Origin of the sequence: Sphingobium fontiphilum (assembly GCF_014196635.1) — a bacterium.
GTDB classification, from domain to species: domain Bacteria; phylum Pseudomonadota; class Alphaproteobacteria; order Sphingomonadales; family Sphingomonadaceae; genus Sphingobium; species Sphingobium fontiphilum.
Window position 1 is genome coordinate 1 of the sequence record NZ_JACIEB010000007.1, and the last position, 22,199, is coordinate 22,199.

A 22,199-nucleotide genomic window follows, 5' to 3' on the forward strand; every position below is an offset into this window, starting at 1 on the left:
CAGGGACAAAGCCGCATGCCGAGACGCCATATCCTGAGCGCCCGGCAGCGGTCGTCGCTGCTCGACCTGCCGACCGACGAAGCGTCGCTGCTACGGCATTATATCCTGGCGGACGACGACCTGATCCACATCGACCGGCGACGCCGACCGGAAAACCGGATCGGCTTCGCGCTGCAACTGTGCGCGCTGCGCTATCCGGGACGAATGCTGGTGCCGGGCGAGGTGATCCCGCTCGCGGTATCCGCTTTCCTCGGCGCCCAGCTCGGCATCGCCGGTGACGTGCTCGTCCACTACGCCGTCCGGCGCCAGACCCGCCAGCAACATATGGAGGTGCTGCGCTCCATCTACGGATACAGGACGTTTCCTGGTCAGGGCGCGCCGGCACGGACGTTCCGTGACTGGCTGTTCGCCGAAGCCGAGCAGGCACACTCGAACGACGATCTCGCCCGGCGCTTCATCTCCCGCTGCCGCGATACCATGACCATCCTGCCGGCGATCACGACGATCGAGCGCCTGTGCGCGGATGCGCTCGTCGCGGCCGAACGCAGCATCGAGAAGCGCATCGCATCTCGCCTTGATCTTGTCGCCTGCACCCGTCTCGACCGGCTGACGACCGAGATGCTGCCGGGGGCAATCAGTCGCTTCATCTGGCTGCGCCGGATCGAGCCGGGCAACAATTCCGCCGCGGCAAATCGACTGCTCGACCGGCTTGAGTTCCTGCGTGCGATGAACCTCGATGCCCGCCTGCTCGGCGACGTCCCGCCGCATCGCGTCGCCCGGCTGCGCCGACAGGGCGAACGTTACTTCGCCGATGGCCTGCGCGATCTCGGTGCCGACCGGCGTCGCGCCATCCTCGCGGTCTGCATCATCGAGTGGGCTACCGCGACCGCGGATGCGGTGATCGAGACGCATGACCGGATCGTCGGGCGCACCTGGCGCGAGGCGAAGCAGCTACATGACGTACGCGCCGCGGAAACCAGAGGTGGGGTCACTGCGACGCTGAGCGGCTTCACTGCGCTTGGCCAGTCGCTGCTCGAAGCGCATGGCGACGGCGCGTCGCTGGAGGATGCGGTCGCGCGTGCGGCGGGATGGGACCATCTCTCCCGCCTCGTCGCGACGGCCAGGATTCTGACGGACACGCTTGGCGATGATCCGCTGGCGCATGTCGATCAGGGGTATCACCGCTTCCGTCGCTATGCCCCGCGTATGCTGCGCTGCCTCCATCTCCAAGCCGCGTCGGCTGCGCGCCCCTTGCTGGACGCGGTGATCGCCATCGCCACCAAAGACGCGCTCCCGGCGACCGACGATTTCCTGCGCCCACATTCCAAATGGCGGCGTCAATTGCGGGCGAAGGGCGACGATGATGCGCGCCTCCGGGAAGTCGCGGTCATGTTCCATCTGCGCGACGCGCTGCGCTCGGGTGACATCTGGCTCGACCGCTCGCACCGGTACGGTGACCTTCGCAACGTCCTCGTATCGATGGAAGTCGCGCATGCTGCGAAGCTGGCCGTACCGTCCGATCCGCATGTCTGGCTCGCGGACCGCAAGGCCCGTCTCGCCGATGGCCTCGCCCGGCTCGGTCGCGCCGCGCGCAACGGTACGATCCCGAAAGGCAGCATCGAGGACGGGACGCTGCGCATCGATCGCCTGGCCGCCGATGCGCCGGACGGGATCGATGACCTGGTGCTGGACCTTTACCGTCGCCTGCCGCCCATCCGCATTACCGACCTGCTGCTCGAAGTGGACGCTGCGCTGGAGTTCACCGACGCCTTCACCCATCTGCGCACCGGTGTTCCGTGTGGCGACCGGATCGGCCTGCTCAACGTCCTGCTCGCCGAAGGCCCGGCTGTGGCTGAGCTTGAAGTGCGCCACCTGCAGCTTGGTGCGCACGCCGGCGATGATCGCCCAGTCCTCGCTCCAGTCGAACTGGAACGCCTCCCCCGGTGCGAACAATAACGGCACGAACGTCCCGCGGCCGCTCATCTGCTGCTGACGGCGATACTCATCGCGCCATGCCCGCGCGAAGGCGGCAACACGGCCATAGGAACCGTCATAGCCCAGGCTCACCAGATCGGCGTGCAACTGCTTGACCGTGCGCTTCTGCTTGCGCGAGCGAACCATCTCCCGTTGCAGCCAGGCCGACAGCCGTTCCGCGAACGGATCCAGCTTGCTTGGCCGCTCGGGCACCTTGAACTGCGGCTCAATCGTCTCTGACCGCAAATATTTACGGATCGTATTACGGGACAATCCCGTGCGCCGCACAATCTCGCGGATCGATAGATGGTCGCGGTAATGCCAGCGACGGATTACGCTCAACAACGCCATGTCCAACACTCCTTGATCCCCCGCTCGCCAAAGCCAGGGGTGAGTTCAACATGGGTCACTTCTCAGTGGAAATTTATGCCCTTCCCGGGTCACTTCTCAGCGGCAATCAACAGCGATGACGGCCTTCTCGATCTCGCCTTGGCTCTGCCCAAGCAGTTGGGCGGTAAGGGCGGCGCGACCAATCCTGAGCAGCTTTTTGCTGCCGGCTATGCCGCCTGCTTCGGGAACGCCGTAATCCACGTAACGCGAGCGGCTTCGGAAAAAGTGAAGGATGACGATATCGTCGTGGTGGCCGACGTTGGGATGGAGTCAAACGGATCGGGTGGATTCGCCCTGACGGTAGCATTGGGCGTCACGATCACCGGAATCGATCAGGCGGCAGCGGAAGAAGTCGTTGCCAAAGCCCATTCGGTTTGCCCCTATTCCAATGCGGTGAAAGGTAATATCGACGTGGCGATTGTTGTATCAGTGAACTAGGATTGAGGAAAATGAGCCTGCCGATCGACAACGACCCGCTCGATCTTGATCGGCAGGTTTGTTTTCCACTTTACGCTGCGTCCAATCTCCTGAACCGGCTTTATCGACCGATCCTCGCGGAACTCGGCCTGACCTATCCGCAATATCTGGTCATGCTGGTGCTTTGGAAAGAAGCATCTCAGACGGTCGGCTCACTCGGTGACAGCCTCTATCTCGATAGCGGCACGTTAACGCCGCTGCTCAAGCGTATGGAACGGGCGGGGCTAATAAGTCGCACACGCGATGCAAAGGATGAACGGCGCGTGCTGATCGAGTTGACGGCCAAGGGCAGAAATCTGCGCGCCGACGCCGGGAAAGTTCCTGCAACATTGTCAGCCAACCTTGCGATCGACGAGGAAAGTATCGTCAACCTGCGCGAACAGGTGCGGGCGTTAATCGCCGTGTTGCAACGCAAAGGCAGCCAGGACAGGTCCGAAGGCTAAATGCCTGTCTTGGTGTTGATCATACAGCCCAGCGCGGTCACTCGCCGTTGCTGGCCTGCCCTGCGAGGGGAGCGATGGTGGCAGGCTGCCTAGAGCCACGAAGCGCGGCGGCACCGGTATGATCCCGACCAAGCGGAACCACCTGATCCAGCTAGTTCCCCGCAGATGCCGCGATCTACGCCCTGCGCGACATGGTCGAACGCTGCTCCAACAAACTCAAAATGCCCGAAGGCTCGCTACCAGATACGACAAAACCGCCGGCAGCTATCGGCTTCATCCAAATCGTCTCAACTCGCTTGTGGATGTGTCAATTTGTCAACGCCTCTAGTTTGGACCATCTTCTCGATGGTCAAGCCATATCAGCCCATGGCCTTACCGTACGCCACCTCGACAGCGCCTGCCGTGAAGGTGATCGCACCAGTTTTTGCGCCGAATTTCTCGATGTCGGTCATCATGACGGCGGCATGTTTGGGCTCGCGATACGCGTCTGACAGATGCTGGAGCGACGCGAAGCCGACATCCGCGCACATCCCCATGAACCGGTGGCTGGTGATCTGCAGGCCCGGTGTCTGGATGCCATAAACGGCGCGGTAGCGCAGCATGTACGCCATGAAATCCTCAAAGCGCGAAAAAAAGTCGTAATGATCGTGCACCCAGTAATCCTGAGCGGTTTCGAGCGGGATATCTGCGCGCGGCTGCCCGGCGACGATGCGCTTGACGGCGATGCCGGGCTTGTCGAACCCGTCGACGACATGGCCGATCCACGTCACGCTGCCCACGGTATCGATCAGGCCCTGCATTGCGGACTGGACCGCGCTGTCGGCGGCCAGCGCGTTGGCGGTGGCCACCGCAGCGGGCAGCGTATCGAACCAAAGCTCGATCACGCCGTCATAATCATCGCAGGCGATCCACAGAAATTCTTCGGGAACTGTCTCGAAAGGCTTGTTCAGCACATAGGACCGGACCGAGCGGACGAATTGCGGATTGGCCATCATCGCCGCGCTGAGATCATTCCGCCAGCGCTCGACAAACTCGCTGCGAGACAGGCTGACATCGCGGCGAAGGAAGCTGGTTATCCGGAACATCTTTGTCTCCAACAGAATAGTGGAAATTTCAGCCCCATCGATCCCATCCGGGGCTGTCTTTCATGCAGGCTATGCGAGTGGCAAGCTATGAAGCTGATCGATCGCAGTCTTGACGACGGCCGCGCTGTGACGACATGCCATTTCCTGCATTCCAAACTGGATGTGGTCGATGGCTCCCGATTTCATCGAATTTTGCTGGCGGGTGCAGGCATTATTATCTTCGACAAGCGTATCGCGGTTGAATGCCGTCGCATAATGCTGCGCGAACTCCTGCCGTAAGCTCACAGGTTCATAATAGTAATAACGCGCCTGCCAGTCCGTCTCATTCTCCGATATTGGCCAGAAGCGATGCATCCAGCAGCCGTTTGCGCCCGCGTTGATCTGCACATGCGGGAAAACGATCATATTGTCCGCGGCCCATAGCGCCGGATCCCCTCGATCAATCGGCTCGGAACCTCGAAAGCCGTTTACCGCGCTATCGGTGTCTTCGAGCGGGTTGGCGGTGGTGATGATCTGGGCCGACGCCGTGAACGCGAACTGCTGCACCGGGCGCGCATCCGACAGTTCGAACTGCGGATTGATGCTGGTCGACCAGCTGCGATGCGGCCCCAGGGCTTCCCAATAGAGCGGATGGCAGAAAGGGTTACCGCTGTACGACATCATGCTGCTGACGGTGCGAGCGTGAAGCGCCCGGATATGGTAACTCTCGCTCTGTGCCTCCAGCAGCAGTTTCCAGTTGCATTTTATCCGCGCGCCCATCGTCGCCTGACGGCTGAAATGCTTGATCGGCAGGTCCTGAAACCGACCCGCCAAGGGGGCGACGAACGCCTCCAGCGTCTGGGCTGGCTGGGGAGCGAGATTGATGTAGATGAAGCCTTCCCATATGCCGAGATGGATTGGGCGCAGCGCTGAGGCGTCCTTGTCGAGACCGGGAAAACAGTCCTGATCGGGCACGCTGCGCAGGGCCCCGTCGGAGCCGAAGGTCCAGGCGTGATAAGGACAGGTAAAGCGACTGCCATTGCCGCTTTCTTCCCACAGGAGCTGCATGCCGCGATGGGTGCATATATTGTGAAACGCGCGCACAACGCCGTCGGCACCTCGCGTGATGAGAACCGAGACGTTGCGGCAGGCAACCGGGCGAACGATCCAGTCCCCCGGCTTTGCAACGTCGCTTTCATCGGCAATGTTGAGCCAGACGGTTCCGAACAGCGCGGCTTCCTTCTCGAAGCGCTCATGATCGACATAGCTGGCGACCGATACATGACCGCTCTGCATCACCGCCGGATCCGGCTCGACCGGGCCGTGGCCAAGATCGAAGCTGGTGACATGAAAATGCGGAACAGGCGCCGCCCTGGCGGTCTCCGTTCCTGCTTTCCCGTCAGCCATGACGCTCCTCCATATCATTCCAGAACTCATCGGCCACATCCGCGACATGGGCGAAGTGCGCACGGATGCCGCCGTCCACGGAGATGATCTGGCCGTTGACGTAGCGGCCGTCGTCGGATGCCAGCATCGCGACCACGCCTGCCAGATCGTCCGGCCGGCCGATGCGAGGGCTGAGCACATGCCGCATCAGTGCCGCATAGCGCTCCTCGCCGTTCGCAGCGGAGGCGGCCGCAGTGATGACGATGCCCGGTGAGATGGCGTTCGAACGAACGCCTCGCTTGCCATATTGGGTGGCGACATACATGGTGAAGTTGTTGATCGCGGCCTTTGAGGCGCCGTAAGCGGGACGGTAGAGATCGCCCGTCAGCGAGGCACCCGAACTCGTGTTGATGATGGCCGCATCTTCCGACGCCAGTAAGGCGGGGAGCGCATATTTGGTGGCCAGCATCGTTCCCCGGATGTTGGCGTGGAAGATGCTGTCCCACACGGCCACATCCATATGCTCGACCGCCATATCCTCGTCGAGATGCCACTGGCGCATGTCCGCTGCATTGTTGTGCAGGATGCGCAGGCCGCCGAAATGATCCACGGTTGCGGCGATCATCGCGCGGATGCTCTCCTCGTCGTTCAGGTCCATGAAGAGGGAAATCGCACGCCCACCGGCCTGCTCGATCGCGTGAGCAACCGTCTCTGCGCCCGGCCTGTTGATGTCCGCCACCGCGACCAGCGCACCCTCGCCCGCCAGGCGCTTCGCAGTGGCCTCGCCGATGCCCGAAGCGGCGCCAGTGATGATCGCCGGGCGACCTTCCAGTCTCTGCAAATTCTCTCTCCTTTGTCATCGCCCGCGCGGCGTTATTGAGCGTCGAGAGTATCGCGGACGCGACGCTCCAACGAGCCCTTTTCGTTGGGAACCGATAGCAATGACGGCCGGACGCGGCGGTGCTTTCCTCAATGCAGTGAGGGGCTCTCGCCGCCATTGACGCGGATATGCGCGCCGGTCATGTACGCGGCCTCCTCGCTCGCCACGAACGCGACCGTCGCGGCGATTTCCTCGGGCCGGCCCATGCGCCCTGCGGCGTTGGGCCATTTTTCAGCGATCAGCCGGCGCTCGATCGCGAGGGGGTCGATGTCGCTCCAGCCCTCTGCCTGCGCCATCGGCAGCAGGTTGGCTTGCATCGTCTCGGTCAGCACCGATCCGGGGCTGATCATGTTCACCGTCACACCGGTGCCACCCAGAATCTTCGTCATGTTGACCATGACGTTCGCCAGCGCGGCCTTGGCGGGGCCATAGGTGGGGAAATCGGGAATGGGCAGATAATAGGCAGAGCTGCCGATCAGGATGACGCGTCCCCAGCGCTGGCGGCGCATGGCGGGCACAAAGGCCTTGGCCAGCCGCACCGCCCCGCCGACATTGCTGTTGTAGCTGCTCAGCCAGTCCTCAGTCGGGACAGCGAACCAGTCGGCTGCATAGGGCTGACTATCCCCGGCGTTGCTGACGAGGATGTCGATCCCGCCAAATTCCGCCTCCACCTGCTGCACGATGCTGGCAGCCCCCGCATCGCTGTCGAGCGAACCAAGCGCCACGATGGCGGTGCCGCCTGCCGCGCGAATCTCGTCCTGCAGGGCCGCGGCGCGATCGGCGTTGCGGCCGTGGATGACCACGCGGGCGCCGCTCTCGGCAAATAGTCTGGCGGTCGCGGCGCCGATGCCGCTCGTGCTGCCGCTGACGAGCACGCGCTTGCCGGAGAAATCAAATCGCGTTTTGCCCATAATATCCTCTGCGTCAGGCCTTCAGTTCGGCCGCAAGCGGCGCGTCATCGTGGAGATAGTGATCGACCGCCTTCGCCAGATAGCGGAGCAGCAACTCATTCTCGCCGAAATTCTGGTGGCGGTGCGCGCCCATGGTGAAGCCGCGTTGCTGCTGCTCGGTCAGCGCGAAATCTTCCGACAGGACATCGCGATTAACCGCTGACGCATAGGCCGTTGCGAATTCCTGACGCAGGGTCTTCGGCGCGACCACGGCATGACTGCGCACTTCCACCAGCGTGCGATCCGGCGCGATGGGCCAGAACGTCATCCACAAATAGCCACCGCCCAGCGGTTGCAGGCAGATGTTCGGGAAGATCGTGATGGTTTCCACGCCGAAATTTGGCAGGCCGATCCGGTTGATCGACGGGTGGGAAACGAAATCGCGCTCCTCGCTGCCGTCCACGCGCGGCAACGTGGAGGGCGGCAACTGGCTGACGGCGAATGTCACGACCGGCGTTTTCGGTCGCCAGTCATAGTTGCGCTCGCTGGTGAGCGTGCTGTGCGGCCCGAATATCCGCACATCGTAGAAATTGAACGTCGGATTGCTGCTATTGATGATCTGCGGCGTAAGGGTGCGGGCATGGGCAGTGGTGATGTGATAGCCCTCGGAGAAGGTATGCATGCACCCCTTCCAGTTGCCCGCGACATCATAATCGGTGCGTATGTGGAACGGATAGCGATCGAAAGGCAGGGTCGCGTGCAGTTCGCCAAGGCCGCCCAGATAGTCCGCGAGGCTCTGCGCCGGCTGCGGATCGAAGTTGACGAAGAGGAAGCCGTTCCAGATCTCCAGCTGCACGGGCGCCAGGCCGCTCTTCGCCTTGTCGACGCAGGGGAATTCCTGCTCCGAGGGGATCGCGCGGAGCGCTCCGTCCGCGCCGTAGAGCCAGCTGTGATAGGGGCATCGAAAGGTGAGCGCCGATCCGCGCGCCTGCTGCACGACCCGCACGCCGCGATGCGCGCAGCTATTGTAGAAGGCGCGCACGATCCCGTCCTTGCCGCGCACGATGATCAGCTCGGCCTTCAGCGTCGGCACCGCGCGCAGGAAGAAATCGCCCGCATTGGGGATTTCCTCCTCCCGGCCGATCATCAGCCACAACCGGCGGTAGATACGGTCGACCTCGGCCGCGTAAATCTCCGGCGAGATATGACTCTCGACCGTCGCCGTCGCGGCATCCAGCCCGAGCTGGCTGGCCGTGGTCCAATGGCGCGCATATTCGTTCATGGCTTATATCGTCCGGTTGCCTGCGGGCTCAGCACAGCATCGCGCCATCGACCATGATCTCGGCGCCCGAGACGTAGCTCGCTTCATCGGAGGCCAGAAAGGTCACCACCCGCGCGCATTCGTCGGAGCCGCCCGCGCGACCCAGCGGGATCAGGTCTTTCGCATTATCCCGGACCGATTGCACCAGACTGGGCGTGTCGATCGCGCCGGGGAAGACGGTGTTCACACGCACATTGAACGGCGCCAGATCCTTGGCCGCCAGCCGGGTCATGCCGCGCACGGCCCATTTGGAAGTGCCCACGGGGAAGTAGCCGGCAAGGCTGGTGGTGGCGAGCCCGGAGGAGATGTTGACGATGGCGCCGCCGCCGAGCTCCCGCATCGAGGGCAGCACGGCGCGGATGCCGAAGAAGCCGCCCATGAAATTAATCTCCATGATCCGCCGCATATAATCGGTCTCAATCTCATGGATGCCGCCATAGGCGCCCACGCCGCCATTGTTGATGAGCACACTCGGCGGGCCGAAGCGGTCGCGCGCCAGCTTCACGACGTCCGCCCAGCGCGCTTCGTCGGACACGTCATGGTGCATGAAAAGCGCCGCGTCGCCAATGTCTGCCGCCACCTGTTCGCCAAGGTCCGCCGCGATGTCGGTGAGGACCACCCGGCCGCCCTCGCTGGCGATGATGCGCGCTTCCATTTCGCCCATACCGCTCGCCGCCCCCGTGACGATCGCCACCTTGCCATCAAAACGCCCCATCAGGTTTCTCCTGGTTAGGTTTCTGGCCGAAAAGGGCGAAACCTTTCATTGCCACGAGCTTCCGCCCATTGCTTCAGGCGGTCAATGGTCACCAAGGCGCCATCGTTGGAACCCGCTTGCAACGCTGGGGGTGTCCCTCTCCCGCGATGTGAACTTGCCCCTCCAATCGAACAGGTTCAGATGATGGGCATGAACGGAGGAAAAGCAGACAAGTCGGCAACGATCGACAGGATCCTGGAGGCTGCACAAAAGGAGTTTGCCCGCAGCGGCTTTGCCACCGTGCACGTCAACCAGATCGCAAGATCGGCGGGGGTCAGTGCCAAGCTGATCTACCATTATTTCGGCAAGAAGGAGAATCTGTACCTCGAAGCGCTCACACAGATGGCGATCGATTTTTTCGCTGCCTTCCAGCTCGAAGCGCCGTCTGTTGATGATCCCCTGCTGACCATCAGGCAGTTCGCCCTGCGCTATGCCGATTTCTATATACTGAACCCGCATGTCGGCCGGCTGCTGATCGATCAGGTCATTCACGATGGCGAGCAGATCAAACGGAGCCATTTCCTCGAACGACGCCGCGACGAGATGCTGGAGCCGCTCAAGCAAGCCATGGCGCAGGGGTGCCGACAGGGCATCATCCGGCCGGATATTTCAGCGGAAGGTCTGTTCTTCCACGCGCTGATCGTGACGCTGGGCTATGTGTCGATTTCCGGCCTGCTCGGACAGCTCCACCTGGACGTTCCGGAGCTCAGAACCGAACAAAATGTCCGCGAGGCGATTTCCGAGGCGATCGTCTCCTTCGCTCTTGCGCGCTGACGGCGCGCTCCGCCCATGAGTGGACCAAAAGGCAGTCCGGCTCTCCAGACCTCCATCATGCGCCAGCCCGGCACTGGCCGCGGAAAGAAGCGAGTGATCCGGGGGCGGTCACGACCATGAGGCAACAGGTGACCCGAGAAAGCCCAATGAGGACTCTCAATCCCAACAGACGTTGAGGTCGTCCGGTCCGCGAAGATTGAGGCCACGGATCTCGGAATGCGGGGCATCGGGATCGCGCCGGATCGTCGGCAGAATATCGAGGACGGCATTCATGGCCACGTCGATTTCGAGCCGCGCGAGCTGCATTCCCAGACAGATATGCGCGCCCGATCCGAAGCCCAGCATCGGGCGTAACATCTTACGATCGAAATCGAGCGTGTCGGGATTTTCGAAGAAGCGTTCGTCGCGATTTGCCGATCCCACGCATAATGAGAGCGCGGTTCCCGCCGGCACCTTCACCCCGTGGAACTCCGTGTCGACGCGCGTCTCGCGGGCGACATAGGAGGCCGTTGGCTCAAAACGCATCGTTTCGTTGATCGCCCTGGCCATCAGGCTGCGGTCGGCGCGCAGGCGTTCGAACATCTCGGGCCGATCCAGGAGCAGGACCAGCATGTTGCCGAAGGTGCGGGTGGTCGTCTCCGCCGCGGCCGGCAGCAATCCGCGGATCAGACTTGTGATGATATGGTCGTCGAGCGTCTCGCCTTCATGTTCGGCACGGATCATCCGCGACATCATATCCTCGCCCTCGGCACCTGCCGCACGACGCGCCTTCACGATGTCGAGTGTCGCATCGTAAATGTTGCGCGAGGCCTCAAGCGCAGCGGCATGGGCCTGCGCGACCGCCGCCGGATCGGTTGGGGTGCCGGACAGGATACGCAGCGCCCAACCCGCAAAGCGCGCGGCGAATTCGCTGTCGTCGGGATACCCCAGCACGCGATAGACCACATCGATGGGGAAGCGCAGCGAGAAGGCTGAGACGAGGTCGCATTTGCCAAGCGGCTTCAACGCCTCCAGATGTTCGCGCATTTGGGGCTCGATCAATATGCTCCGCCAATCGCGCAGCGCTGCCGGCGTGAGCGCCTTGAGCATGGCGCCGCGCAACTTGCGATGCTCGAAGCCGGAATAAGCGGTCAGAATGCCATCGCCCAGGAAATCGCCGAGGCCGATGGCCTGGAGGCCGGCTGAGAACGTATCGTCATCCTGCAATGCCCGCGCGACGTCCTCATAGCGGAAAAGGCTAAAGATTTTGCGGCCACTGAGGATGAAGTCCGCCTGGGATGGGACCCCGTAGCGAGCCAGAATATCGCCATCCATGATCGGCTGCTTATCCCTCAACTCCCGGTACATGGGATAGGGGTCGACTTCGATCGGGTCACCTGAACTGTAGAGCTTGTTGAGGGCCGCAAATTCGCTCGCTACGTCCGTGGGCGTCGCCATGTTTCGATCTCCTGATCACAGCCATTGTCGGGAGCCTTCCGGCAGGCCAGGCTCGGCAGATGTGCTTTACGCTGCGGAAAGCTTCTTACCGAAGCATTGGGTCTCGATCATCACAGTGTCGACCATCTCAAGGAGGTCGACGATCTTTTCGCCTTCCACTGTTATCACGAATATCGCCGGATCTTGCGTGTAGGGACCGTGCGCGGCGTGCGCCGTCGCGCGCATCAGCGCCACAGCGCGCTTGCCGTCGACGATGAGTTCCGTGAACGTGGATTTGAGATCCTTGAGATCGGAGAGGCTTGGGCCCAGCTTCTCAAACAGCTCCTGTGGCCCATGATACCGGCCGGACAGCGGCGTGTGGCCAACAAAACAATATGATATGGCGCATCATCGGCCAGCATCCCGAATGCCTCGGGGAAGTGGCCGCTCGCCATCAGGGTGAAGAACTTCGTCGCAACGTCCCTTGTTGTCATCATGTCACTCACTCCAATCTTCGCAAGAAGCCAAAGGGCCGACCTATGCCGGCAACGGCGCGGCGCGCGACCAATGTGCAATCCAAGGTCCGCTCACGGGTCGAGCATCTCTTCGCCGAACAGGAATATCCTAAGGTCCCGTCCCCATCCCACCCTCATTGGGATGCCGGCCCATCGCGGCATCCAGGCAAGCGGATCGAAGCCATTCATATCAGAAGTTGAACCGCACCGAGCCGCCAAATGTTCGCGGTGCCGCCATGACATATGATATTGCTCCGGTGCCAGCCGACGATGAACTCGGGCCCACCGCATAAAGTTCGTTGAACAGGTTGCGCGCGAAGACGCTCACCGTCACCCGATCATCGTACAGCTTCGAAAGCGAGATCCGGGCATCCACTGTCTCATAGGGATCGATGAAAATCTCTCCGCCCAGATATTTTGACTGATAGTGATAATCAACGTTGAAGCCAAGCTGACCACCCAGAATCCTCTCCGGATAATCATAACTCAGATTAACGTTAACCTGCCACTTTGGCTGGAAGAAAACAGATGTGATCTCAACCTGATCTCCCGCTCCTGCTGCTTCATACGCGGCGAGCACAGCTGGCGGGATGGTCAATTTGTCGACGCTGACCTTAGTATAGGAAAAATTTGTTCCCAGCGTCAGTCCTCTGAATGGCCGGATACTGAAGTCACCCTCGAAACCTTTGATGATCAGATCGGCCTTATTGAGGATCAGGCCGCCCGAAACCAGGCCTGGGATGCCGGTCGTGGTCTGATAATATTGATAGTCCTTATCCTTGCCGCGGAACAAGGCCACGCTAAAATTCCCGCCAATACCGCCGAACGAATAGCGGCCCTTCGTACCAATTTCGACGTCCGTTAAGGTCTCCGCTTCAAACGTCTGTACGGATGCTATGGGGGCAGGCAGGGTTGGCGAGTTGTAGCCGCCCGGCCGATATCCCCGTCGGGTGGTGGCATAGAGCAACAGATCAGGCGTCGCCTGCCAGTTCAAAGCGAGCGTGTAAGTGCCTTTGCGGGATTTTTGGGAGAAGTTTTCGGCAATGGTGGTTCCTGGCGCGGCGTTCGGATCGGGTGTGAAATCACCTGTTTTGCACTGCTCTTCCGTCGGCAGAAAGCCATACTCACCGATCCTTGGCGGTGTACCGCCGAGCGCCAGGCTGTAATCGGCAACATAGACGCAACCATAGGTCTTGTCCCACGAGTATCGATATCCGGCGGTGACACCTAACCCTTTGACTATGTTTGATAGGTCATAGTCGATCTGGCCATAGAGAGCCTTGGTCGTCTCATGCTGATAATTGATATTTGTCGTGACGTTCAGTCCGTTGAACACGGAGATGCCATCAGCCTCGCGCCCGCCAATGCCATTGGGCTTTTCTTCATAGTAGAAGCCACCAAACACATATTTCAGCTTTTGGTTGAATGCTTCACCGGAAAGCTGAAGCTCTTCCGTGATCTGCTGCAACCGGACACGATCGACCACATCCACAATCGCCATCGCGGTTCCGTCGATATCGGTATTGTGATCGTCCTTCGCCGTCCGATAGGCGAAGATGTTTTTCAACCGGATTTGATCAGAGAAATCGATCGTCGTCGTATTGGAGATGCCAAAGATCGACGTCTTACCGTCGGGAAGCATGTTGGTATATGCTGATCGACGCGGATTATCTTTAGCATAGAGGTTCGCCAGATCGATATCGCAGCTTGGCGAAGTGCCGCAAAGGAACGTCGGAATCAGGAGGCCGCCCAGACCAAGGGTGTTTAATTCTGCCGGTGACGAGGCATATATTGCGGGCTCTCCGCCGGGAAAAGGCCCTTGATAGACGATGGGGGCATTCCCGCGTGAGCGGAAATAATCCAGCACCGTCACGCTGGAGACACCTTCGACCGGCTCCGCGAGGACGGAGACGCGTAATCCCTTATTGTCCAGCTCGCCGTAATTCCGTGCATCGCCGATCAAACTGCCGGGCGCGGCGTTGAACGGACCGGTTAGGATATAAGGGCTGTAAACAAAGGTTTTCGTAAAGCCATCGGTGCTCGACGACTGCCCTGCGATACGCACGGCGAGTTTGTCCGCGATGATGGGAAGATTGATTGCACCTTCGAGACGAAGCGAATTGAAGCTGGCATATTCAGCTTCGACATAGCCCCCGAGCTCATAGGTCGGCTTGCGCGAATAGGTGAGGACCGCACCGCCGATTGCGTTGCGTCCAAACAGGGTCCCCTGCGGGCCTTTCAGGACCTGGATGTTGTCCATGTCATAGGTGGAGATGAGGCTGCCATAGCTGGGCAGCGGGACTTCATTGAAATAGGTCAGAACGCCCGGCGTGCCGGGTCCCGCAAGGCCGCGCGACTGGCCGCGAATGGCGATGACGGGATTAACCGAACTGCCCGACAAGGAAATGTTGAGGCCGGGGGTCACCCGCGTGAGATCGAAGGTACTGAGAATGGATTTGCGCTGTAATGTCTCGCTTGAGAACGCGCTGACCGTCAGGGGAATACGGCTAAGGTCCTCGGTGCGCCGGCGCGCAGTCACCACGATCGTCGACATATCGGCATCGGAGGCTATCGACGATGGAGATTCAGCGCTTTGCGGCTGTTGTGCGCTTTGAGCTCGCGCGGGTGCGCCGCCAATCCAGGCAGCGCTAAAGACACAACCGGCGAGCAGAGCAAATTTGATTTTCATATTCCTCCCCTTCGCTCCCGTACCTAAGCCGAGGCGATCATGGGCGCTGGTTAGCTTGTCTCTGAGTCGAGGTAAGCATCATTCGCTGGAAACGGTTGCTAAGGCCCAGCCTCGCACGCGTGTCGCGAATCCGCTATTCTGAGCGCCAGGGCCGCAAGTGGGAAGAAGGCCAGGGCTCATTGCCGCTTATGACATTGAGGAAAGCGCAAGCATATCAAAGAGGAGAGTTGCGATGAATACGCCCAATCCCGGTATCATGTTCGACATCGGCCAAGGCGAGATCATGGCGACACCCGAAATTTTAGAGGGTGGCCGGATAGAGCCTGATGCGTATAATTCGCGTGAACGTTTCGAGGCGGAGCGTGAAATGTTCGGCAAGGTGTGGCTGAACATAGCCGAGGCGGGTGAAATTCCGAACCCGGACGACTGGATCGTCCGTGATGTGACGTGCCGTTCAGTTTCGGCGATCATTGTGCGCGGCAAAGACATGAACATCCGCGCGTTCCACAATATCTGCTCGCATCGTGGCATGAAACTGGTGTGGGATGAAAAGGGGCGGGGCGGCAAATTCTCCTGCCCCTATCATGCCTGGCAGTACAATACCGATGGCGAACTCACCCACATACCCGACGCAGAATGCTTTCCCCATGTCGACAAGCAGGAGAGCGGCCTGACTCCGATCCATTGTGACACGTGGGAGGGCTTCATCTTCATCAACCTGGATCAGCAACCGGCCCAGACCTTGGTGGAATTCCTGGGGCCGATGACCGAAGCGCTGAAGAATGCGCCGTTTCAGGAGTATCCAACGTCGGTGCGTTGTCGTTCGGTCATCAAGGCCAACTGGAAGCTGGGGGTTGAGGCGCAGAGCGAATCCTACCACGCTGCTGCATTACATGCCCGCACCGTAGCCAAGATGGGCGTCACCTCAAGGTTTGTGCGCCAGACAACGATTTGGCAGACATAATGCGAACATCGGCTAATTAGCGAGCTTGAGGCGCGACATGGGATCGTTGAGCTGGCGGAATTCACCGCCAGGCGGACGCTCCGCCTGCCCTCAAAGGCAGCCGCCGGGCAGGCTACGCCGCGGGGTACGATGCTACTGACATGGCCAAGCCTTCGCTAACGAGCGTTCAGCTCCGGCCACCATATGAACACTCATAAAATAGCTATTCTGCTCCGCCCAGCGTAAATATGCCGCGCGCAGCGCCGATCGGTCATAGCGTGGAGCGCGGCATTCCGCTTTTCGCGCGACGATCATCATGTCGAGCACGCCTTGGAGGTAAGCGCCGCATCGCGGCTCATTCGCTTGACAGCTTACGAACAACGCCGAGCCCGTCGCCGACGCGGGTTCGGTTTGGCCGATCGCACTATCAGGCAGGGCGGCCAAAGCGGCGCATAACAATATCCATCGCCTTGGCCGCATTTTCGTCTCCTATTCCGCAGTATCATTTCGGAAGGGGCGCACGGCCCTCGACGGCCGGCGCCCCGTGCTGATCCATCATTCGCGGCCGAGCACCTGGCCTTCGGGCGTGACGAACAGTTCGATCGTCTTTCCGTCGCTGTTCTTGCCCTTGATTTCATAGAGCGTGCTTCCGTCCGCCTTTCGGGTGACTTGCTCCGCTTTGCTTATTGACGCGAGTTGCGCGCGTGCCGCGTTCATCGCGGCCTCGGGCACCTGAGCAAGCGGGATGTCTCGTTCGCTGTGCTTGCCGATTATCCGGTTTTCGTTCGCCTCGTGGTTTTGCGCGATCGCCACGCCCGCGATCGCCAGCGCGGCCGCGCCCACGCCTGCGACAACAGTGAGAGTTCGTTTGCTAGCCATGTTCCATTCCACTTCCTGCATAAGGGCCGTGGGGTCGGGCGGGCGGCGGTTACGGCCCAATGAGCCGTCGTCCGAGTTCAACTCCTCTGATTGTTCATCCTGTCGAGCGCCGCGCGCAGCCCACGGGCGAGCTTGGCTGCGTCGTCGTTGGCCCAGAAGTGCATGAAGAACAGCCGCGGCTCGTCGTTTAGCATATGATTATGCAGCGCCGTGACCTCGATCCCGTTCGTCCGCAGCACGCGCAGGACCGGATCGACCTCGTTTGCGACAAGTACGAAATCGCCGGTGATGGCGGCTCGGCCGTCCCCGGTTGGCTGAAAGTTGATCGCGGTCGCCGTGCCCATCGTCGGCGGAGTCTCCATATCGCCGTCCATCAGCCGCTCGGCGCGCGGAAAGCTGTATTGGAGGATGCCACCGGCCGTCTTGCCCTCACCGCCCATCAACCGGTTGAGCGCGGCCACATCGAGGTCGAGCCGCGATGCGGCTGCGCTGGCCGAAGGCGATTGCGGCGCGGCGAGCGGGGTCCGACTGGCTGATAGCGCTTGCCGGAGCGCGGCCGCGAGCTTCACCGGGTCGCCGTGGCCGGCAATGTGCATGTACATGGTCGCAGGCGAAGAGCGGAGCAGGTGATTGTGGAGCGCGGTGATCGTAAAACCGCTTGCGAGCAGGCGGCTCAAAACGGGGTTCACCTCGTCGTGGGTCAGCACGAGATCGCCCATCACCATCGCCTCGTCGCCCATCGGCTGAAACGCCGCCCAAGAGCCGAGCGCGAGGGAGGGCTTGATCGTCACCCCATCCAGCGTGACGCTCAGGTCCGAACGCGGGAAGCTGTAGCGGTGAACGCCCCCCGGCTGTTCGGCCCCCGCTCGTCCTATCGCCCGGTCGACAGCCGACCAGTCCGGCGCTGCCCATGCCGGGCTTGCCAGCAGGAGGCTGGCGAATCCCAAGGCGATGGTCTTTTTCAGCATAATTGATCCTTCATCAGCGCACTCGACACGGAAAGCCTCACGTCATGCGAGCGCGCCGCCGGCGAGCCGCGACATTGCGCTCCGGTTTCTTTCTTCGGGATAAGCAGTCCTATGCTCATGAGGCTTGTGATGCAACCCTTACACTTGTAGGCTAGTGACGATACAACTATGACAAACACACAAGCTTCCCCTTGGTTGCTCCTGATCCCGCAGCTTCCGGCTAAGCCTGCCTATTTGCGGGTGAAGGTCTGGCGGCGTTTGCAGGCGATCGGGGCCGCGCCGCTCAAGAACGCCGTCCATGCGCTCCCCAATCGCGAGGACACGCGCGCGCTGTTCGAAGAACTGCATCGCGAGATCACCGAAAATGGCGGCGAGGCGCTGATCCTCGAAGCGCGCCTTGTCGGCGGCATGGGCGATGCGGAGCTGCGCGGAGTGTTCGACGCTGCGCGTGACGCCGACTATGAGGAGTTGGCACGCGAGGCGCGCGCGCTGTGTGAGGGCGAGTATGTCGCGGCGGCGGATGTGGGCCGCCTGCGCAAACGCCTGAACGAGGTCGCCGCGATCGACTTTTTCGGTGCGCATGGTCGGCAGGCGGCACAGGCCGCCATCACCGAGGCGGACCGCCGCTCTCACCAACATCCCGATGTGAGCGGCCCCGGTGCGCCCGAGCTGACCCCGGCGGAGCTAAAGCGCCGCGTTTGGGTGACGCGCCGCCATGTCCATGTCGATCGCATCGCGTCCGCCTGGCTCATTCGCCGCTTCATCGACCCCGAGGCGAGCTTCAAGTTCGTCGAGGGCAAAGGATATGTGCCGGAGCCTGACGAACTGAGGTTCGACATGGCGGACGCTGAGTTCACCCACGAAGGCGACCGCTGCTCCTTCGAGACCTTGGTGTTCCTCACCGGTCTCGAGACCGACCCCGCGCTGCGGGCGCTCGGCGAAATTGTTCACGACCTTGATATTGCCGATGCTCGGTTCGAGCGCCCGGAAACTCCGGGAGTGAGCGCGCTTATCGCCGGCATCTGTGCCGGCACCGACGACGACGAGGAGCGGATCGCGCGCGGATCGACCGCGCTCGACGGATTCTATGCTCACTTCACCCGGCGAAAAGAGGACTAAAGATGGAGGCCAGCGCACGCGCTGAAATCGCAGTCGAGACGCTGCACGAGCACGGCATCAGCTTTGGCGAGGCGGTGCGCGTCTGGATCAGGGTCGCGCTGCTCAGCTTCGGCGGACCGGCGGGCCAGATAGCGGTGATGCATCGCATCCTGGTCGAGGAGAAGCGCTGGATCGGCGAGGAGCGGTTCCTCCACGCGCTCAACTATTGCATGCTGCTGCCCGGCCCTGAAGCGCAACAGCTAGCTGTCTATATTGGCTGGTTGCTCCATAAGACCAAGGGCGGCCTGGTCGCGGGCGCGCTATTCGTGCTGCCCGGCTTCCTCGCGATTTTAGGGCTCAGCTATGTCTATGTGCTGCTCGGCGAAGTGCCGCTGGTCGAGGGATTGTTCTTCGGATTGAAGGCCGCCGTGCTGGCGGTGGTGCTACAGGCGGTGGTCCGGGTGGGTTCGCGTGCCTTGAAGAACAACGTCATGCGCGGTTTTGCCGCGCTGGCGTTCGTCGCGATCTTCGTGCTCGACGTGCCCTTCCCGCTGATCGTGCTTGCCGCCGCGCTGATCGGCTTCTTCAGTGGCCGCGCTGGTTACGCCGCATTCAAGGGCGGCGGCGGACATGGTCCCGCCGGCGCTGAGATAATCCACGACCGCGACACCGCTCTTGGCGAGGGCCTTCCCGACCATGCCCGGCCGAACCTCTCTTGGTCGCTGCGCATCTCCGGCGTCCTGCTGCTGCTCTGGCTCGGGCCGGTCGCAGCGCTGCTGTTCGCGTTCGGCCCCGACGACGTGTTCAGCCGCATCGCCACCTTCTTCAGCCAGATGGCGGTGGTGACCTTCGGCGGCGCCTATGCGGTGCTCGCCTATGTCGCGCAGGAGGCAGTCGAGACCTATGGCTGGCTCCAGCCCGGCGAGATGCTCGACGGGCTCGGCATGGCCGAGACCACGCCCGGGCCGCTGATCATGGTGACGCAGTTCGTCGGCTTCCTCGCGGCCTTCCGCGAAGCGACCGGGCTGCCGCCGCTCGTCGCCGCGACCTTCGGCGCAATCCTCACCACCTGGGTTACCTTCCTGCCATGCTTCCTGTGGATCTTCGCCGGCGCGCCATTCATCGAGCGGCTGCGCGGCAACCGCGCATTGTCGGCCGCGCTTTCGGCGATCACCGCCGCAGTGGTCGGCGTGATCCTCAATCTGGCGGTCTGGTTTGGTATCCACACTCTGTTCGAGCAAGTCCGCGAAGTGCCGTTCGCAGCCGGCACCATCGATCTCCCAGTCCTAACGTCCGTCAACTGGCCGGCGCTGGCGCTCGCGGTGGGTGCGATACTCGCCATGTTCCGGTTCAAGGCCGGCATGCTGCCGGTGCTCGGCGTCTGCTCGGTCCTCGGGGCCGCATATGTAATGATCATCTGAAGGAGTGACGCGTGACGATCGACCATCTTTCCCGACGCAGTGCAATCGCAACTCTTGGCATCGGAGCCGCCGCCATGACTATCAACGAAGCCTCTGCGCAGACGCCGGCCGCAGCGCCGGCGGCTGTCCCCGCCTTTGCCGGAAATCATCAGGTCAAGCCGCTCAGGTTCAATCCCGCCAGGCTTCACGGCCTCTCCGAAAGGCTGATCACATCGCACCACGAGAACAATTATGCGGGCTCGGTCAAGGCCCTGAATATGATCGAGACACGACTTGCCGCCGCGCTCGCTGACACGGACCTGCCGCCGGTGGTCTATGGCGGATTGAAGCGCGAGGAGCTGCACCGCACCGGCTCGGTCGTGCTCCATGAGGTCTATTTCGACGGGCTCGGCGGCAACGGCCAGGCAGCCGGTTCCATCCGCGACGCGCTGGGCGCGGCGTTCGGCTCGTTCGACCGCTGGGAAGCCGACTTCCGCCGTACCGGGATGAGCCTTGCCGGCGGATCGGGCTGGTGCGTGCTCGTCTACAATCTCCACACGCGCTCGCTGCACAACCATTGGGCGTGGGATCATATGCACGGTGCGATTGCCGGCGTGCCGCTGCTCGCGCTCGATATGTACGAGCACAGTTTCCACATGGATTACGGCACCGCCGCCGCCAAATATGTCGACGCCTTCTTCCGCAACATCGACTGGGAAGTGGTCGACCGGCGCTATGCCGCGGCTTTGCGCGGCGGCGGCTGAACCCGACCGCCGTGGCTTAACACCCACTGCTGCGCGACACCTGAGTTCGCGACCACAAAGGGGACAGGTCCGATGGGGAGATGCAACAATGACATCCGGCCCGAACATCGCTCTTCTTTGGCGTGGGCAAGCAGCCGAGTGGACGCATCGCTTTCATGAAGCCCGGCAGTGGCCGATAATGCAGGCCTTGCGGGCGCTCGGGGCGACCGCAAGGCCTGTACTGTACAGGGACGAGGCGGTTCGCGAGATTCGGGACGAGCTGCTGTCGTGCGACGCAGTGCTGGTCTGGGTGAATCCGTTGGACATTTCAGGCGACCGCTCGCAGCTCGATCCAATGCTGCGCGAAGTCGCGGGGTGCGGCGTTGTCGTCAGCGCGCATCCTGACGTGATCGCCAAAATCGGCGTCAAGGAAGTGCTCTACACAACGCGATCCATGGAATGGGGCAGCGATGTCGATCGATACGTGGACGCTGAAGGCCTTCGCGCTCGTTTCCCCGAACATCTTGCCGCAGGCCCGCGCGTGCTGAAGCCGAACTACGGCAACGGCGGCAGGAATGTATGGCGTGTCCAACTAGACGAAGCGGGAAACGCTCCGGCTTTGAAAACGTCGGTGAAAGTTCAAGAGGCCCGCCAAGGAAGCAAATCGGAGCGCATCAGCCTAGCCGAGTGCTTGGAAAGGTGGGTGCCGTTTCTAAACGACGGCGGCGTGCTGATCGATCAGGCTTATCAGCCGCAGTCGTCCGAGGGCATGGTCCGCTGCTACGTGTGCGGGCACCGAGTGGTTGGCTTTGGGCACAACCTGATCACTGCGCTGATGACGCCAACGGCCATTGATACAACGTCGTCAACCCCACAGCCGATGGGCCGCGCCATGTTCGGACCGGAGGTGACGCGCTTCGCAGCCTTACGGAAAGCGATGGAGGATCGCTGGATTCCAGAGATGCAAAGGTTGCTGTCGATCGCCGACCACGATCTTCCGCTTCTTTGGGACGCCGACTTCCTATTTCGCCCTGGTGAAGCCATCAGCGATGGCTCCTATGCGCTTTGCGAGATCAATGCTAGTTCGGTTGCACCATTTCCGCCAAGCGCCGTCCAGCCAGTCGCCGCAGCGGCAATCGGTCGCGCTCTTGCCATTCGTTTGACGAAGGAGACCTCCAATCCTCATTGATATGAT

Annotated in this window: 20 protein-coding genes and 2 pseudogenes; 9 read left to right on the top strand and 13 right to left on the bottom strand. The window is 61.6% G+C overall.

The genetic code is table 11. The features are described 5' to 3' along the window. Positions 1 to 15: 15 nt before the first annotated feature. Positions 16 to 1,842: pseudogene (locus GGR44_RS13775) on the top strand (DUF4158 domain-containing protein); the annotation flags it as partial. Here the strand turns inward: GGR44_RS13775 and GGR44_RS13780 are convergent. Beyond that, positions 1,837 to 2,325, bottom strand: a pseudogene (locus tag GGR44_RS13780) (IS21 family transposase); the annotation flags it as partial. The pseudogenes GGR44_RS13775 and GGR44_RS13780 sit on opposite strands and share 6 nt — an antisense overlap. Positions 2,326 to 2,364: 39 nt before the next feature. Between GGR44_RS13780 and GGR44_RS13785 the strand changes: the two are divergent. Beyond that, positions 2,365 to 2,802, top strand: a complete 438-nt coding sequence (locus GGR44_RS13785; RefSeq protein WP_425511326.1) for an Ohr family peroxiredoxin — start codon at positions 2,365 to 2,367, stop codon at positions 2,800 to 2,802. Positions 2,803 to 2,813: 11 nt separating this feature from the next. Further along, the gene (locus GGR44_RS13790) at positions 2,814 to 3,284 is read left to right on the top strand and encodes a MarR family winged helix-turn-helix transcriptional regulator (RefSeq protein ID WP_183956135.1); all 471 of its coding nucleotides are present in this window, start codon (positions 2,814 to 2,816) and stop codon (positions 3,282 to 3,284) included. Between the two features lie 359 nt (positions 3,285 to 3,643). Here GGR44_RS13790 and GGR44_RS13795 read toward each other — a convergent pair whose 3' ends face one another. From GGR44_RS13795 to GGR44_RS13820, 6 genes are all read right to left on the bottom strand, one after another. Next, positions 3,644 to 4,369, bottom strand: coding sequence for an EthD domain-containing protein (locus tag GGR44_RS13795; RefSeq protein WP_183956136.1), 726 nt, complete (start codon positions 4,367 to 4,369; stop codon positions 3,644 to 3,646). Between the two features lie 69 nt (positions 4,370 to 4,438). Beyond that, a complete protein-coding gene (locus GGR44_RS13800) occupies positions 4,439 to 5,755 on the bottom strand; it encodes an aromatic ring-hydroxylating oxygenase subunit alpha (protein ID WP_183956137.1) in 1,317 nt (438 codons plus the stop codon). Next, positions 5,748 to 6,575, bottom strand: coding sequence for an SDR family NAD(P)-dependent oxidoreductase (locus GGR44_RS13805; RefSeq protein ID WP_183956138.1), 828 nt, complete (start codon positions 6,573 to 6,575; stop codon positions 5,748 to 5,750). The genes GGR44_RS13800 and GGR44_RS13805 overlap by 8 nt, the downstream gene beginning before the upstream one ends. Before the next feature lie 128 nt (positions 6,576 to 6,703). Further along, the gene (locus GGR44_RS13810; RefSeq protein ID WP_183956139.1) at positions 6,704 to 7,525 is read right to left on the bottom strand and encodes an SDR family NAD(P)-dependent oxidoreductase; all 822 of its coding nucleotides are present in this window, start codon (positions 7,523 to 7,525) and stop codon (positions 6,704 to 6,706) included. A gap of 13 nt (positions 7,526 to 7,538) precedes the next feature. Beyond that, a complete protein-coding gene (locus tag GGR44_RS13815) occupies positions 7,539 to 8,786 on the bottom strand; it encodes an aromatic ring-hydroxylating oxygenase subunit alpha (protein WP_183956140.1) in 1,248 nt (415 codons plus the stop codon). 28 nt (positions 8,787 to 8,814) lie between these two features. Continuing rightward, on the bottom strand, positions 8,815 to 9,540 hold the full coding sequence (locus tag GGR44_RS13820; RefSeq protein ID WP_183956141.1) for an SDR family oxidoreductase: 726 nt from the start codon (positions 9,538 to 9,540) through the stop codon (positions 8,815 to 8,817). Between the two features lie 180 nt (positions 9,541 to 9,720). Here GGR44_RS13820 and GGR44_RS13825 point away from each other — a divergent pair, with 180 nt between their 5' ends. Further along, entirely contained in the window at positions 9,721 to 10,353 is a 633-nt protein-coding gene (locus GGR44_RS13825; RefSeq protein ID WP_183956142.1) for a TetR/AcrR family transcriptional regulator, read from the top strand. Between the two features lie 156 nt (positions 10,354 to 10,509). On the opposite strand, the gene GGR44_RS13830 is transcribed toward GGR44_RS13825, so the two are convergent. From GGR44_RS13830 to GGR44_RS13840, 3 genes are all read right to left on the bottom strand, one after another. Further along, positions 10,510 to 11,790 carry a cytochrome P450 gene (locus tag GGR44_RS13830; RefSeq protein ID WP_183956143.1) on the bottom strand — a complete coding sequence of 427 codons (1,281 nt, stop codon included), beginning with the start codon at positions 11,788 to 11,790 and terminating at the stop codon, positions 10,510 to 10,512. A gap of 66 nt (positions 11,791 to 11,856) precedes the next feature. Further along, on the bottom strand, positions 11,857 to 12,171 hold the full coding sequence (locus GGR44_RS17220; RefSeq protein WP_379536871.1) for a nuclear transport factor 2 family protein: 315 nt from the start codon (positions 12,169 to 12,171) through the stop codon (positions 11,857 to 11,859). Positions 12,172 to 12,474: 303 nt separating this feature from the next. Continuing rightward, positions 12,475 to 14,973 (bottom strand): TonB-dependent receptor, encoded by a 2,499-nt coding sequence (locus tag GGR44_RS13840; protein ID WP_183956145.1) that lies wholly within the window; start codon positions 14,971 to 14,973, stop codon positions 12,475 to 12,477. Between the two features lie 232 nt (positions 14,974 to 15,205). Here GGR44_RS13840 and GGR44_RS13845 point away from each other — a divergent pair, with 232 nt between their 5' ends. After that, positions 15,206 to 15,937 carry an aromatic ring-hydroxylating oxygenase subunit alpha gene (locus GGR44_RS13845; protein WP_183956146.1) on the top strand — a complete coding sequence of 244 codons (732 nt, stop codon included), beginning with the start codon at positions 15,206 to 15,208 and terminating at the stop codon, positions 15,935 to 15,937. A gap of 132 nt (positions 15,938 to 16,069) precedes the next feature. On the opposite strand, the gene GGR44_RS17225 is transcribed toward GGR44_RS13845, so the two are convergent. The 3 genes from GGR44_RS17225 to GGR44_RS13855 form a co-directional block, all read right to left on the bottom strand. Beyond that, the gene (locus tag GGR44_RS17225; RefSeq protein WP_223178489.1) at positions 16,070 to 16,396 is read right to left on the bottom strand and encodes a Rap1a/Tai family immunity protein; all 327 of its coding nucleotides are present in this window, start codon (positions 16,394 to 16,396) and stop codon (positions 16,070 to 16,072) included. 75 nt (positions 16,397 to 16,471) lie between these two features. Continuing rightward, positions 16,472 to 16,876 (bottom strand): PepSY domain-containing protein, encoded by a 405-nt coding sequence (locus GGR44_RS13850; RefSeq protein ID WP_228165648.1) that lies wholly within the window; start codon positions 16,874 to 16,876, stop codon positions 16,472 to 16,474. Next, positions 16,873 to 17,763 carry a DUF1259 domain-containing protein gene (locus GGR44_RS13855; protein WP_008603797.1) on the bottom strand — a complete coding sequence of 297 codons (891 nt, stop codon included), beginning with the start codon at positions 17,761 to 17,763 and terminating at the stop codon, positions 16,873 to 16,875. The genes GGR44_RS13850 and GGR44_RS13855 overlap by 4 nt, the downstream gene beginning before the upstream one ends. A gap of 195 nt (positions 17,764 to 17,958) precedes the next feature. Here GGR44_RS13855 and GGR44_RS13860 point away from each other — a divergent pair, with 195 nt between their 5' ends. The 4 genes from GGR44_RS13860 (at position 17,959) to GGR44_RS13875 (ending at position 22,193) form a co-directional block, all read left to right on the top strand. Then, complete coding sequence (locus GGR44_RS13860) at positions 17,959 to 18,882, top strand: chromate resistance protein ChrB domain-containing protein (protein ID WP_008603798.1); 924 nt, start codon at positions 17,959 to 17,961, stop codon at positions 18,880 to 18,882. A gap of 2 nt (positions 18,883 to 18,884) precedes the next feature. Beyond that, positions 18,885 to 20,282, top strand: a complete 1,398-nt coding sequence (chrA, locus tag GGR44_RS13865) for a chromate efflux transporter (RefSeq protein WP_017184237.1) — start codon at positions 18,885 to 18,887, stop codon at positions 20,280 to 20,282. Between the two features lie 11 nt (positions 20,283 to 20,293). After that, positions 20,294 to 21,025, top strand: a complete 732-nt coding sequence (locus GGR44_RS13870) for a superoxide dismutase (RefSeq protein WP_008603800.1) — start codon at positions 20,294 to 20,296, stop codon at positions 21,023 to 21,025. Positions 21,026 to 21,113: 88 nt separating this feature from the next. Further along, positions 21,114 to 22,193: a Cj0069 family protein gene (locus tag GGR44_RS13875; protein ID WP_157784811.1), complete on the top strand. Its 1,080-nt coding sequence runs from the start codon at positions 21,114 to 21,116 to the stop codon at positions 22,191 to 22,193. The last annotated feature ends 6 nt before the right edge of the window (positions 22,194 to 22,199 follow it).

What these genes read in the sequence shown, in the direction of transcription:
- GGR44_RS13790 (WP_183956135.1), top strand. Translation starts at nt 2,814, where the DNA reads ATGAGCCTGCCGATCGACAACGACCCGCTCGATCTTGATCGGCAGGTT.
- GGR44_RS13795 (WP_183956136.1), bottom strand. Translation starts at nt 4,369, where the DNA reads ATGTTCCGGATAACCAGCTTCCTTCGCCGCGATGTCAGCCTGTCTCGC.
- GGR44_RS13800 (WP_183956137.1), bottom strand. Translation starts at nt 5,755, where the DNA reads ATGGCTGACGGGAAAGCAGGAACGGAGACCGCCAGGGCGGCGCCTGTT.
- GGR44_RS13810 (WP_183956139.1), bottom strand. Translation starts at nt 7,525, where the DNA reads ATGGGCAAAACGCGATTTGATTTCTCCGGCAAGCGCGTGCTCGTCAGC.
- GGR44_RS13815 (WP_183956140.1), bottom strand. Translation starts at nt 8,786, where the DNA reads ATGAACGAATATGCGCGCCATTGGACCACGGCCAGCCAGCTCGGGCTG.
- GGR44_RS13820 (WP_183956141.1), bottom strand. Translation starts at nt 9,540, where the DNA reads ATGGGGCGTTTTGATGGCAAGGTGGCGATCGTCACGGGGGCGGCGAGC.
- GGR44_RS13825 (WP_183956142.1), top strand. Translation starts at nt 9,721, where the DNA reads ATGATGGGCATGAACGGAGGAAAAGCAGACAAGTCGGCAACGATCGAC.
- GGR44_RS13830 (WP_183956143.1), bottom strand. Translation starts at nt 11,790, where the DNA reads ATGGCGACGCCCACGGACGTAGCGAGCGAATTTGCGGCCCTCAACAAG.
- GGR44_RS13840 (WP_183956145.1), bottom strand. Translation starts at nt 14,973, where the DNA reads ATGAAAATCAAATTTGCTCTGCTCGCCGGTTGTGTCTTTAGCGCTGCC.
- GGR44_RS13845 (WP_183956146.1), top strand. Translation starts at nt 15,206, where the DNA reads ATGAATACGCCCAATCCCGGTATCATGTTCGACATCGGCCAAGGCGAG.
- GGR44_RS17225 (WP_223178489.1), bottom strand. Translation starts at nt 16,396, where the DNA reads ATGCGGCCAAGGCGATGGATATTGTTATGCGCCGCTTTGGCCGCCCTG.
- GGR44_RS13855 (WP_008603797.1), bottom strand. Translation starts at nt 17,763, where the DNA reads ATGCTGAAAAAGACCATCGCCTTGGGATTCGCCAGCCTCCTGCTGGCA.
- chrA (WP_017184237.1), top strand. Translation starts at nt 18,885, where the DNA reads ATGGAGGCCAGCGCACGCGCTGAAATCGCAGTCGAGACGCTGCACGAG.
- GGR44_RS13875 (WP_157784811.1), top strand. Translation starts at nt 21,114, where the DNA reads ATGACATCCGGCCCGAACATCGCTCTTCTTTGGCGTGGGCAAGCAGCC.